The organism is Phytohalomonas tamaricis (assembly GCF_003012345.1).
In the GTDB taxonomy this organism is placed as follows: domain Bacteria; phylum Pseudomonadota; class Gammaproteobacteria; order Pseudomonadales; family Halomonadaceae; genus Phytohalomonas; species Phytohalomonas tamaricis.
Window position 1 is genome coordinate 1 of sequence record NZ_PVRV01000020.1, and the last position, 11,404, is coordinate 11,404.

Consider the following 11,404-nt stretch of genomic DNA (forward strand, 5'->3'; position numbering starts at 1 on the left):
ACGTTAAACCCCGTATCGAAATCCGCTTGCAGCCCGATGTTGCGTTGCTGCTTAAGGTGCGCTGCATTCTACTCTCTTTACCGATCCTGTCAAGCCATTCCGAAGAATTTTCCAAACAGAATCAATGCGTTGCGCTTCCTCCGCCACCGACCCGAAGGACTCGTCCCCGGCAGCGGATGCGTACTTTACGCGCCAGGGTGATGGAGTGCAAGCACTTTTTATCACTATGAATTTTTAACCAAAAATTTCAAAACCATCAATCATGAAACGTGATTTTGAGCTATAGATAAATGTGTCGTTTTTATAGATAACTGAGGAGACTCTACAAATGGCCGAATCGGCACCCAAGCAAGCACGCATCGACCCAGTGTATGAAGCAGATGCTCTTAATCAAAAAGTAATCGGATGGACGGTTATTGATATTAGCCAACCAGAAAATGAGACCGTTGTCTCAGAACATGAAACGCAAGCCGAAGCCATAAAGGCTGCCGAAGAATTTGAGCAGTATGCACAATAGCGATAGTATCCTTTCAGCTCTTGTTTAATGTTGCTCTGGAACCTTCAGCTTTGCTGAATGTTGATGCTGGAGGTTTCCTTATTTATTTCTATTAACCTTCATCATCCCTTTGCCTAGTTAATTTCTTGCCAGGCCATGAGAACGCAAATTAATTTTCAAATGTAGAGTGACGTCAACATCAGTCTCTTCTGGTGTATGAACTATTTTAACGATCTCCAGTTCTTCTCCCTTTAAATGGACATAATGACCAATCCTGGGGATCAGTTTCATTTGAACAAATGCAGGTTCAGAAAAGCTGTTAGGCTGAAAGAGGCAACGAACCCGATACATAGTCATACCTTTATAATTATTAGCTCTCTTACGAGCTAATGCTAATGATGTCAATAAATATTTTTACAGCAACTATCCCTATCTCATGCCGAGAATACATATTTTTTAATAAAATTAATATGTATGGATAATAGGCTAACAGCCCCTAGTTATCGCCCACGCCAGAAAAAACCTTAGCCGAGATTTAAACGAAATTGCCTCCGGGTTCAAATTATCCATTATACCCAATGCTCCACTATTATTAATACTATGATTTGTCATGACATTATATTTAACTAGCTAACTTGTTCGACAAATTAAAAAGTTGCAGAGCAAAGCTTCAATATGAGCTGCCTTACTCGCACATCCCTATATCACGTTGTAAGAATTACATAACACATAATAAGGATGACTCGATCCATGCTGGAAGCCGTTTTCCTCTCATTTGCTTTTGTATTGGGCCTTAGTGCTCGTCAGGTCGGGTTGCCTCCTCTAGTCGGTTTTCTAATAGCCGGCTTTTTAATCCGTGCTTTCGATGATTTTCTTGCGCTGCCACCCTCCACTGGTGCTGTACTGGATCATGTCGCGCATTTGGGCGTGCTACTAATGCTCTTTACCATTGGGCTGAAGCTGAAAATCAAGAGCCTTGCTCAGCCGGAAGTCTTTGGCAGTGGCCTCCTACATTTCGTCGTTACCATCAGCATATTCGCGCCGGGGCTACATTATTTAGCCAACATTGATTGGACAGTGGCTTGGCTGATAGCCACAGCACTAGGATTTTCCAGTACCGTCCTATCTGCAAAGGGACTTGAAGCACGTAAAGAATTACGGGCATTTCATGGACGCGTTGCCATTGGCATCTTGATTATTCAAGACTTGATCGCTCTTGTGGTACTTGGGGTTTCAACAGGAGAGACGCCCTCCTGGTGGGCTATTGGATTACTGGCACTCCCCTTCACTAGGCCCCTGTTACACCGCTTGCTCGATTGGAGTGGACACGATGAGTTAATGGTTATCATGGGGATGCTGGTAGCCCTCGTCCTCGGAGGGACAGGCTTTGCAATGCTCGGGCTTTCAGGAGAAATTGGGGCGTTGGTGATGGGAGCATTACTTGCAAGCCATCCACGAGCACAAGAGCTTTCCCGAGCACTTTGGGGCCTCAAGGAATTATTCTTAGTCGGTTTTTTCTTACAAATCGGCATGTCGGGTTTGCCCAACTGGCAGGCAATAGAGTTTGCATTGATTTTTGCTCTACTACTTCCTCTCAAGGGCATCCTTTTTTTCTTTTTACTGTTGGCTTTCCGTCTAAGGGCACGCAATGCGTTTCTTACTGCGTTAAGTTTGACAAGTTATAGTGAGTTCGGGCTTATTCTAGCCGCTGCCCTGATCCCCGAATGGCTGGTTCCGATGGCCATGGCTGTCTCCCTTTCCTTTCTTATTACAGCGCCTACCAGCCGCATTGCGCATCGTCTATTTGAACGTTTTGAGCCTAAATTACTGCGCTTTGAAACATCAACCAAGCATCCCGATGAACAGACAGCTTCACTTGGCGATGCAACATTCCTAATAATGGGTATGGGCCGTACGGGTACTGCCGCATATGAGCAGCTTAGACAACATACCTCTCTTGTTATTGGCATTGATGCTGACCCTAGCCGTATCGACAATCATATCAGCGAGAATCGCAATGTAGCCTACGCAGATGCGGAAGATCCCAGCTTCTGGCATGGACTGGACCTTTCCAATATACGCACGGCAGTCCTGACACTCAGCGATGCTGAATCCAAGATATTCGCTACACAACAACTACGTAAACATGGCTTCAAGGGATCCATTGTTGCGCATGCACTCTATACAGATGAAGCCGATGCCATTCGTGAAGCAGGCGCCACCCATACTTATCTCACCATGCAAGAAGCAGGTATGGGACTTGCCACTCATGCATGGGACAGCTTTGTCATTGATCAAGCCGCCATACGCCGCTGATCACATGGCGATGACAAGCTTATTTGCAATCATATTTTTCACCTGCTTGACGTGAAAACTTTATTTATCTGTCTATGCTGACAATGATCTTGCTAAGGAGAGCTGTAGACCATGCCCATATTTACGATCTACCCTGAGTATGAAGCTGCCAGCGATGCCGAAGATGAAGCCAATCTCGGTGATAACGCCGATACGTTCTTGGTGAGTTCCGTCGAGGACGAAGATGGCAATGACATCACTGAGCAGCTAAGCGATGTAGAGCTTGATTACAGCTACAAGGATGACCAAGCAGGCTATGACGATTTACGTCAAGATATAGCCGACAGCTTGGGACTCGAGGTAGCAGATGTCAGCATAGAATTTGGCATTTTTGAGATTTGAGCAGAGACGTGCCGCGAAGCTCCATTCAAGTAGGTTCGTTGAAGCCTTGTGTTTTACATATCTCGATATTCATTTAGGATCCCGCGCGCTTTATCTCGGCCAAAATATAAAAAGCCCCGCCAAGGCGGGGCTTTTTCAACATGTTGGTATGCTCATTCGCCTACCAAGTGATTGCACTCTGCAGCTGTCCTGGGGCCAAAACGCGCTTGGCGAATTGCTGCCCCTGCAGAGAATCTGGACGATAAGGGTTCTGCTTGGCAGTGTAGGCAGCGAGGACACGGTCACCTTTGGTGGCTACTACTGTGGGCAAAGGTTCGCTCTTGCTCTTTAACTGTTGCCATTGATCTTGCGTATAAACGGCCAGCGCTAGCAAGGGCGTCTTGTTGCGAGACTGGTCTTCAACAAAGTTAAACACGGCAACATTCTCAGCAGGCAACATTTCGCCGTTCCAGATAGCTGTATCTTCTTCTGTTACCTGAGACTTCCAGCTTTCAGGATAAAGGAATGTATAACCCTCAGAGACATTACGGAAGCCGACAGATTGTGCCATGCCAATATTAGCTTCTTCCTGAGTAGTGGATTGCCCACCACTGCTAGCACAACCCGTCAATGCCGTCAGCGTACCGACCATAGCTAAAGTACATATCCGACTTGGCAATTTGGTCATACTTCACTCTCCTTTTTTTCCTAACATGATCCTTATGTGCTTTTTACTATAGTCAATAAATAATGATATGCGATCCGAGTTAAATCATGAGATTTCATTAGCTGACCAATAGTTCTCCCAAATCACCGTGGTTAGCTCCTTTCGTTTATCCCATCCTTTCTGCTCGAGCATAGGTTGGCGATAAAACTCCTCCACGTGGCCAAGACACAAAATGGCAATGGGATCACTATCTGCAGGAGCTTTTAGCATCGCCTTGAGCTTAGCGGGGTCGAACAGAGAGACCCAGCCCATACCGATACCTTCGGCCCGCGCCGCCAGCCACAAATTCTGGATTGCACAGCTCGCTGAGGCCATGTCCATGCTGGGCATCGTCCGTCGGCCAAAGACATAGCGTTCACGTCGGTCAGTCAACACAACGACCCAGAGTTCCGGACATTCCCTGATACCTTCTACCTTGAGGCGCATGAACTCTTCGCCGCGCTCATCTAGCGCCGCAGCGGTTTCTCGCCGCTCCTCTTCAACCAAAGCCACCATTGCCACACGTAGTTTCGCATCACTAATGCGAATGAAGCGCCACGGTTGCATGTAGCCCACGCTAGGTGCCATATGGGCCGCCTCCAGCAGGCGCGACATAATCTCCGGCGCGACCGGATCAGGCAGGAAATGGCGCATGTCACGCCGCTCGGCGATAGCCCGGTAGACGCCCTCGCGCTCAGTAGCGCTGAAGCGATGTTTTGTCATGGCCGCCTCACTTCCACCAGCACCTTCGCGAGACGCCCATACGCCTCGTGATCATCGGGACGAACCAGACCGAAACGCAGGTAGGCATAGCAACTGTTGACTTCCCACAGCCTGACCAGAATGCCGCAGCGTGCACAGGCTTCGAACCAGCGCTGCGCTGTCGTACGCTCCATCAGGAAGCTGGCGAACAACGCTGTGCAGCCGCTGGAGACAATACTTTCCACACCCAGCAACTCGGCGAGACGGCAATGGTATTCGACGCACCAGTTTGCCAGCTGTCGTTGCATCGACTGCTGCCACGCTCGATCAGCAAAAGCGACACGGGCGGCGTATTGCGCGACGGCGTTGACCGACCACAGCCCCAGCCGTTCACGCAGAGCATCCACGATAGCGCATTGCCCCATCACGAAGCCCAATCTTACACCTGGTAGACCGAAGAACTTACCGAACGAACGCAGCACGATCACGTTATCGGGCAACTTACCCACCAGCAGGCTGCACGCCGGTTGCGCATCAATGAAAGCCTCATCGACGACAAGTACGATATCACGCGTCTTGAGCCAGGCAGCTATCTCGTACAGCGTGTCGACATCAAAGCAATCGGTTGACGGATTGTTGGGATTAATTACCACCACGGCGCGCAAATCATCGCTTAGCAGACCCGGCAGCGACGCCTGCAGATTCGATGCGTCATACAGCCGTGCTTCATGCCCGCAGCGCTGCCATTGATGAAGATGTTCACGATAGCCAACGTCAGGCAGCGCCACGCTGCCTGGTGGAAAGCAGCCCGGCAATTGCTCGATCGCCCACTGACTCCCCGGCACGGCCAGAAAGTACTCATAGCCATAATAGCCCGCCGCGGCCTGCTCAAATGCCGGATCGGGATAAGGCAGTCCATGAAGAATTGCGGTGGGAATTGAAGGCAAGGGATAGGCGCACGGATTGATACCCGTGGAAAGATCCAACCAGCGCTCTCGGGCAATGCCGTAACGTTTGGCATAAAGCTCGAGATTGCCCCCGTGGATGGGCGCACTGTTATTCATAAATCAAGTTATCCACTCCAGAATAGCGATGACAGCCAGCCACAGTATCACCGTTCGATTGATCAGCAGGCAGGCCGCCTCAATACTGGCGGTATCCGGCGACACCCCGGCCCCCAAGGCCGGACGAAACTGCAGTTCACCGTGATAATGCATCGCGCCACCGAGCATGACATTCAGCGCACCGGCACCGGCGGCCATCACCGGCCCGGCATTGGGACTCTTCCATGACCGCCCCTGCTCCCGCCAGCAGCGCAGTGCCTGGACGAAGTTCCCCAGCGGCGCACTGACACAGGCATAACTGAACGCCGTCAGGCGTGCTGGAATCCAGTTCAGCACATCGTCCAGACGCGCTGCCGCCCAGCCGAAACGTCGATACCGTACATTCTTGTAGCCCCACATCGCATCCAGCGTATTGGCAATGCGATACAGCACCACACCGGGAATGCCGCCGACGATAAACCAGAAGATTGCCGCGAAGATGGCATCGTTGCCGTTTTCCAGCACCGACTCGGTCGTGGCCGCCGCCATTTGGACAGGCGTCAGTTCGGCAGTATCACGACTGACGATCATCGATAAATGATACCGCGCCTGGGCAAGCTCGCTGGACCTCAACGGCTCGGCAATGCGGTGGGCATGTTCAAGCAGACTGCGCCAGCCAATCGCGATATAAACAATGATGCCGCCCGTCACGGCATGCAGCCATGCGATGTCACTCAGGCCATGATCCAGCCCATATGCCACAAGCAGCCCCGGTAGCAAGACCAGACATACGGCGATCACTCCACGCAGTCGTTGAAGACTGGAGTCGTTGTCATGCAAGCGTTTCTCGATCGCTGCAATATAGTTACCCAGTCCTACCAGAGGATGGTAACGACGCGGTTCTCCTAGCGCCCGATCCAGACATAAGCCAACAATGAGAGAAATAAGTAACATTTAAGATAACGGTATAATCAATAGTCATTCGGCAGCGCCAATGGCGCAGCGGGAAGGCCGTGAAACAGTAACTGGCTCCAACACTGTCCCCCTTTAGCAACCTCGATACGAAAGCGCGTCAGCCCGGCATAAGGCAGATTGACCCGATGCAAATGTCGAGCCCGATCGGTATCCATGCCAGTCACCCAGGCCAGAAACGTCTTGATGACGCCGGCATGGCCCATCATCACGATATGGCGGGCATCACGCTTGAGCAGCTTATCCCATGCCCGTTGTAGCCGCGTTTCGAACGCCACCAGCGTCTCGGCGTTGGGTGGCGGCGCAACAGCTGGATTTTCCCAGAAGGCAGCAAGTGCTTGGGGCGCATCGCGACTCACCTGCCCAAGCGGGATACCGTCCCAGTCGCCGAAATTCATCTCGCACAGATCAGCGTCGGTTTCGTATGTGATCCCCCACTCCGTCCCCATGGCCTGAGCCATTAGTACGCAGCGAGACAAGGGCGAGCTGATCAATAAATCGGGTTTCGGCAAACAGCGGGCGCTCGCCTCCATGTTGCGCCAGCCAGCCTCGCTTAGGGCAACATTGGTATGGCCGCGCAGACAGGCCGGGCCTTCACACTCGCCGTGGCGCAAGCAGTCGAGAATCAGCGTATGCATCTATAGGGATTATTCATGGGTTTTGACATTCATGTACTGTGTCATTGGCTAATCACTTCGCATTATTCTACTGTTGTTTCAGCCATTTAAAGGGATTTTTTTCATGACCACATTGTTCGACAGCATACAAATCGGCGGGCTCCAACTGCCCAATCGCGCCGTATTGGCACCGATGACCCGCGTCAGCGCCGAATCGGATGGTCTCGCCAATGAGCTTATGCGTGACTATTACACTTCCTTCGCCCAAGGCGAGTTCGGCCTGTTGATTACGGAAGGCACCTATACCGACGAAGCCTTCAGCCAAGGCTATCTCAATCAGCCAGGCCTGGCTAACGAGGCGCAGCGTGACAGCTGGAAGCCAATCGTCGAGGCCGTACATGCCGAGGGCAGCAGAATGTTCGCCCAGCTGATGCACGGCGGAGCACAGACCCAAGGTAACCGCTTCCAGCAGCGCACCGTCGGGCCATCGACGGTACAGCCTGCGGGTAAGCAGCTGTCTTTCTACGGTGGTGAAGGCGAATACCCTGTGCCGGATGAAATGACCGAGGACGAGATCCAGCAGGTCATCGCCGGCTTCGCTCACGCCGCCCGCCACGCCAAGGATGCCGGCTTCGACGGCGTCGAACTTCACGGCGCCAACGGGTACTTGCTGCATGAGTTCATCAGCGCCGAATTCAATCAGCGCAGCGATCGCTGGGGCGGCGATATCGAGGGCCGGCTCAGTCTGCCGCTAGCCGTGATCGAGGCCGTGCGTCGGGAAGTCGGCAATGACTTCATCGTCGGCATGCGCCTGTCCCAAGGCATGGTGACCGATGCTACCCTCAAATGGGACGGTGGCGTCGAAGGTGCGCGTACGCGCTTCATCACACTGGCCAGGGCCGGGCTCGACTTCCTGCACGTCACCGAAGGCGACGCCAGCGCGCCGGCCTTCGAGGAAGGCGGCCCCAGCCTGAGCGCGATCGCACGTGAGTGCGTCGACATTCCCGTCATCGGCAACGGCAGTATCGCCACCGGCGAGCAGGCCAACCGTCTGCTGGAAAAAGGCGAAATGGATATGGTGGCGATCGGCAAGGCCGCACTGGCCAACCACGACTGGCCGCTACGCGTTCGTAACGATGAAGATATGACCCGCTTCAATTTCGAGATGTTCATCCCGATGGCAACGCTGAGCAATGAAAAGGCCTGGCGTCAGGACAATCAGGAACCATCCAGCCTGAATTGATCTGTTAAAACCGCTGCGCCGACGTTGGCGCAGCGGCAAGTCATATCCATTCAGGTGTCCCTTTCAGACATTGCGGCAGGCCGGCCACTACCCACCAGACTCGATCCGCCTCGGTAGCCACAGCCTGATGCAACCACCCCGCCTCATCGACAAAGCGTCGACTCAATTCTCCCATCGGTACCACGCCTTGGCCGACCTCGTTGCTGACCAACACAACACGCCCTTCGACGGCAGGTAATAAATCGAGCAGAGCGCGCTTTTCCTGCTGCCATTGCTCTTGGGAACACATCAACGCATTGGTTAGCCACAGCGTCAGGCAATCGACCAACAAGCAGCGCTGCGGCGCCATGTGCGTTCGTATCGCCTCAGCCAGCGCCAGTGGGCTTTCCACTAGCCCCCAGTGGGCCGGACGTGCTTGACGATGGAGCTCTATACGACGGCTCATCTCATCGTCCCACGCCTCACTGGTGGCGATATAGACCACGTCCATACCGCTCCCGTCCGCCAGCTGCTCGGCGTGGCCACTCTTGCCCGAACGTGCCCCGCCCAACACAAGTTCAAGCATGGTAAGCCACCAGCAATGCATAAATCACAAGCTCGGAAAGCTGCTGTGCCGCCCCCAACGTGTCGCCGGTAAAGCCACCGAGCTGTCGCTGCAGCCACAGCCTGAGCGCCAGCCACGTCAGCACCATCATCACCAGCGCAAGCATGCCCGCCTCGAGGCCCAACACCAGCAGCGCGACGATAACGGCACTTGCTAACAGAATCAGGAAATCATGGCGACTTTGTTGTCCGGTAAGGGCCTCTATTTTGCTGTCGGTCTTGCGCACATAGGCGAGCCCATGCATCAGTGTCGCCGCCACCACGCGGCTCAGACAGTGCCCAGCCAGCAGTGCCGTTACCACCCAGCCGGGATCGATAATCAGCGCATCCAGCAACGTGAACTTGAGCAACAGTGCGAACATCAGCCCCAGTGCTCCGTAGCTGCCAAGCCGACTGTCCTTCATGATGCGCAGCTTATCCTCGACTTTCCAGCCGCCGCCGAAACCGTCAATTGTATCGGCCAGCCCATCCTCATGAAGCGCACCGCTCATGATGACCGGGATCAGCATTGCCAGAACCACCGCCACCATTGGCGGCCAAATCAGAGCAGCAACCAAGTAGATACAGGCCGCGACGCTGCCGATACCGAGCCCGACCAGCCCGAAGTAGCGGCTGCATGCCCTGAGGCTTTCATTATCGCTCGGCGTTACAGCCGGAATCGGCCAACGGGTGAGAAATCCGATCGCCAGCCACAGCAGCTGCCACTGACGCTGCATTGCGTGCGGGCTCATACCACTACACCCGCCTGCTCGAATGTAGCCATCTCGTTGTAGAACGCCACCGCCGAACGCAGCAGCGGTAACGCCAGCGCTGCACCGGCACCCTCGCCCATGCGTAGATTGAGCTGCAAGATTGGCGTGGCTTCGAGCCAGTCGAGCAATGCGACGTGGCCGCGTTCATTGGAACTGTGACTGAAGATCAGATAGTCGCGCGCATGGGGCTCGAGCGCACAGGCGACCAGCGCCGCGACGGTCGAGATGAAGCCGTCAATCACCACCGCCATACCGCGTTCGGCGGCGGCCAGAACTGCACCGGTCATGCCGACAATTTCGAAGCCACCCAGCGCCGCCAGTGCCTGAGCCGGATCGCGAAGTCGATGGGCGTGTAATTGCAGCGCCTGACGCACAATCTCTTTCTTGCGCAGCAGCTGCGCATCGCTGACACCGGTACCGCGACCAATGCAGACCGAAAGCGGCAACCCGGTCAACGCAGCCATTAGCGCGCTGGCTGGCGTGGTATTGCCGATCCCCATCTCGCCAATGCCAACCAGATTACAGCCACCATTTGCCAGAGTATTGATGAGCTCACGACTGTTGGCGAACCCGACCTCGACTGTTTCTGGCGTCATTGCTTGGTCGCGATGGATCGCCTGCGTCCCGGCACCCAGTCGATGACTGACCAGCAGCGGGTGCGCCTCGGGCGCCTCGATGATGCCGTTATCGATTACGCGCAGGGCCATTTCGGCCTGACGGCAGAAAACATTGATCGAAGCACCGCCAGTAAGAAAGTTGCGCACCATTTGTTGCGTCACGTCGCTTGAGGCAATCGAGACACCCTCCGCAGCCACCCCGTGATCGCCAGCGAACACCAGCATGGTCGGTGAGCAGATGACCGGCCTTTCGCCGCCTAACAAGCGCACCAGATGGAGTGCCAGCGCCTCGAGCTCGCCCAGCGCACCCCTCGGCTTGGTCTTCTGATCGATACGTTGTTGAATCGAGGCGTCGAGGTCATGGGAAAGCGGGGGAATCGAAAACACAGAGAGCCTCGTTACGAAAGGAAAGCCGAGCGCGCAACGCGGCACGGCGAGCAGAAATGCAAACGCGCAGAAAATAGCAAGCACGTCTCAGCAAGACAATATCCGATGCGTGCGCGATTGACTCACTTTGCAAACGAAAATACGATGGCTCGAATTGCCAGGGTGCTTCACCGTGAATCAGCGGTGAAGATAATCGGGAAACGTGATGCAAGTTCACTGCTGTCCCCGCAACGGTAATCGAGCGTTGTCTGCACAAGCCACTGCGTCACAAGCGCGGGAAGGCGTAGACGCCACGATATCGCAGTCCTTGCCTGCGGTATCGCCTCGTAAGCCCGGAGACCGGCCTTGGTTCATTTCCATCTTAACTTGCGCACGGGTCGATGCGCGGAGAATAGTATGCCAATCAGTTCCGTTTCCTCACCTGCCGCTGTCAACGATACGGCCTTGGCCAAGCCTTCCATTATGCAACTCTCTCTCGCCACCCTGTTCGGCGTCTCGATTCTGTTCATGATCGGCTTTGCCAAGATGGATGTCGCACACAACGCAGCGCACGACACGCGTCATACGCTGGTATTCCCCTGCCATTAACG

General features: G+C 54.2%; 14 protein-coding genes and 1 riboswitch. Of the genes, 6 read left to right on the forward strand and 8 right to left on the reverse strand.

Annotation, left to right across the window (positions count from 1 at the left end):
* The 4 genes from C3Z11_RS17005 to C3Z11_RS05555 all read left to right on the forward strand — a co-directional run.
* Nucleotides 1-230 (forward strand): hypothetical protein (locus C3Z11_RS17005; protein WP_262927264.1); only part of this gene is annotated, 230 nt, incomplete at its 5' end.
* Between the two features lie 98 nt (nt 231-328).
* Nucleotides 329-517 carry a hypothetical protein gene (locus C3Z11_RS05545; protein ID WP_106476969.1) on the forward strand — a complete coding sequence of 63 codons (189 nt, stop codon included), beginning with the start codon at nt 329-331 and terminating at the stop codon, nt 515-517.
* Nucleotides 518-1,246: 729 nt separating this feature from the next.
* Nucleotides 1,247-2,812, forward strand: a complete 1,566-nt coding sequence (locus C3Z11_RS05550) for a cation:proton antiporter family protein (RefSeq protein ID WP_106476970.1) — start codon at nt 1,247-1,249, stop codon at nt 2,810-2,812.
* 111 nt (nt 2,813-2,923) lie between these two features.
* Nucleotides 2,924-3,193, forward strand: a complete 270-nt coding sequence (locus C3Z11_RS05555; protein WP_106476971.1) for a hypothetical protein — start codon at nt 2,924-2,926, stop codon at nt 3,191-3,193.
* A 160-nt stretch (nt 3,194-3,353) separates the two neighbouring features.
* Here C3Z11_RS05555 and C3Z11_RS05560 read toward each other — a convergent pair whose 3' ends face one another.
* From C3Z11_RS05560 to C3Z11_RS05580, 5 genes are all read right to left on the reverse strand, one after another.
* Complete coding sequence (locus C3Z11_RS05560) at nt 3,354-3,860, reverse strand: hypothetical protein (RefSeq protein WP_106476972.1); 507 nt, start codon at nt 3,858-3,860, stop codon at nt 3,354-3,356.
* A gap of 84 nt (nt 3,861-3,944) precedes the next feature.
* On the reverse strand, nt 3,945-4,601 hold the full coding sequence (bluB, locus tag C3Z11_RS05565) for a 5,6-dimethylbenzimidazole synthase (RefSeq protein ID WP_106476973.1): 657 nt from the start codon (nt 4,599-4,601) through the stop codon (nt 3,945-3,947).
* Entirely contained in the window at nt 4,598-5,644 is a 1,047-nt protein-coding gene (locus C3Z11_RS05570) for a threonine-phosphate decarboxylase (RefSeq protein WP_106476974.1), read from the reverse strand. Before C3Z11_RS05570 ends, bluB begins: the two co-directional genes overlap by 4 nt.
* A 3-nt stretch (nt 5,645-5,647) precedes the next feature.
* Nucleotides 5,648-6,577 carry an adenosylcobinamide-phosphate synthase CbiB gene (gene cbiB, locus C3Z11_RS05575; protein ID WP_106476975.1) on the reverse strand — a complete coding sequence of 310 codons (930 nt, stop codon included), beginning with the start codon at nt 6,575-6,577 and terminating at the stop codon, nt 5,648-5,650.
* 17 nt (nt 6,578-6,594) lie between these two features.
* Nucleotides 6,595-7,233, reverse strand: a complete 639-nt coding sequence (locus tag C3Z11_RS05580; RefSeq protein WP_106476976.1) for a histidine phosphatase family protein — start codon at nt 7,231-7,233, stop codon at nt 6,595-6,597.
* Between the two features lie 103 nt (nt 7,234-7,336).
* On the opposite strand from C3Z11_RS05580, the gene C3Z11_RS05585 reads away from it, so the two are divergent.
* The gene (locus C3Z11_RS05585) at nt 7,337-8,455 is read left to right on the forward strand and encodes an oxidoreductase (protein ID WP_106476977.1); all 1,119 of its coding nucleotides are present in this window, start codon (nt 7,337-7,339) and stop codon (nt 8,453-8,455) included.
* 40 nt (nt 8,456-8,495) lie between these two features.
* Here the strand turns inward: C3Z11_RS05585 and cobU are convergent, their stop codons facing one another.
* From cobU to cobT, 3 genes are read right to left on the reverse strand one after another with little or no spacing between them, the layout of a single operon-like run.
* On the reverse strand, nt 8,496-9,020 hold the full coding sequence (gene cobU, locus C3Z11_RS05590; protein WP_106476978.1) for a bifunctional adenosylcobinamide kinase/adenosylcobinamide-phosphate guanylyltransferase: 525 nt from the start codon (nt 9,018-9,020) through the stop codon (nt 8,496-8,498).
* Nucleotides 9,013-9,789, reverse strand: coding sequence for an adenosylcobinamide-GDP ribazoletransferase (locus C3Z11_RS05595; RefSeq protein ID WP_106476979.1), 777 nt, complete (start codon nt 9,787-9,789; stop codon nt 9,013-9,015). Before C3Z11_RS05595 ends, cobU begins: the two co-directional genes overlap by 8 nt.
* Nucleotides 9,786-10,814 (reverse strand): nicotinate-nucleotide--dimethylbenzimidazole phosphoribosyltransferase, encoded by a 1,029-nt coding sequence (cobT, locus tag C3Z11_RS05600; protein ID WP_106476980.1) that lies wholly within the window; start codon nt 10,812-10,814, stop codon nt 9,786-9,788. Before cobT ends, C3Z11_RS05595 begins: the two co-directional genes overlap by 4 nt.
* A 143-nt stretch (nt 10,815-10,957) precedes the next feature.
* Nucleotides 10,958-11,176, forward strand: a riboswitch (cobalamin riboswitch).
* Between the two features lie 34 nt (nt 11,177-11,210).
* Between cobT and C3Z11_RS05605 the strand changes: the two genes are divergently transcribed.
* Nucleotides 11,211-11,402, forward strand: a complete 192-nt coding sequence (locus tag C3Z11_RS05605; RefSeq protein WP_106476981.1) for a CbtB domain-containing protein — start codon at nt 11,211-11,213, stop codon at nt 11,400-11,402.
* The last annotated feature ends 2 nt before the right edge of the window (nt 11,403-11,404 follow it).

Bases quoted from the DNA above. Each gene is read 5' to 3' on its own strand.
- C3Z11_RS05545 (WP_106476969.1), top strand. From the start codon at position 329: ATGGCCGAATCGGCACCCAAGCAAGCACGCATCGACCCAGTGTATGAA.
- C3Z11_RS05550 (WP_106476970.1), top strand. From the start codon at position 1,247: ATGCTGGAAGCCGTTTTCCTCTCATTTGCTTTTGTATTGGGCCTTAGT.
- C3Z11_RS05555 (WP_106476971.1), top strand. From the start codon at position 2,924: ATGCCCATATTTACGATCTACCCTGAGTATGAAGCTGCCAGCGATGCC.
- C3Z11_RS05560 (WP_106476972.1), bottom strand. From the start codon at position 3,860: ATGACCAAATTGCCAAGTCGGATATGTACTTTAGCTATGGTCGGTACG.
- bluB (WP_106476973.1), bottom strand. From the start codon at position 4,601: ATGACAAAACATCGCTTCAGCGCTACTGAGCGCGAGGGCGTCTACCGG.
- C3Z11_RS05570 (WP_106476974.1), bottom strand. From the start codon at position 5,644: ATGAATAACAGTGCGCCCATCCACGGGGGCAATCTCGAGCTTTATGCC.
- cbiB (WP_106476975.1), bottom strand. From the start codon at position 6,577: ATGTTACTTATTTCTCTCATTGTTGGCTTATGTCTGGATCGGGCGCTA.
- C3Z11_RS05580 (WP_106476976.1), bottom strand. From the start codon at position 7,233: ATGCATACGCTGATTCTCGACTGCTTGCGCCACGGCGAGTGTGAAGGC.
- C3Z11_RS05585 (WP_106476977.1), top strand. From the start codon at position 7,337: ATGACCACATTGTTCGACAGCATACAAATCGGCGGGCTCCAACTGCCC.
- cobU (WP_106476978.1), bottom strand. From the start codon at position 9,020: ATGCTTGAACTTGTGTTGGGCGGGGCACGTTCGGGCAAGAGTGGCCAC.
- C3Z11_RS05595 (WP_106476979.1), bottom strand. From the start codon at position 9,789: ATGAGCCCGCACGCAATGCAGCGTCAGTGGCAGCTGCTGTGGCTGGCG.
- C3Z11_RS05605 (WP_106476981.1), top strand. From the start codon at position 11,211: ATGCCAATCAGTTCCGTTTCCTCACCTGCCGCTGTCAACGATACGGCC.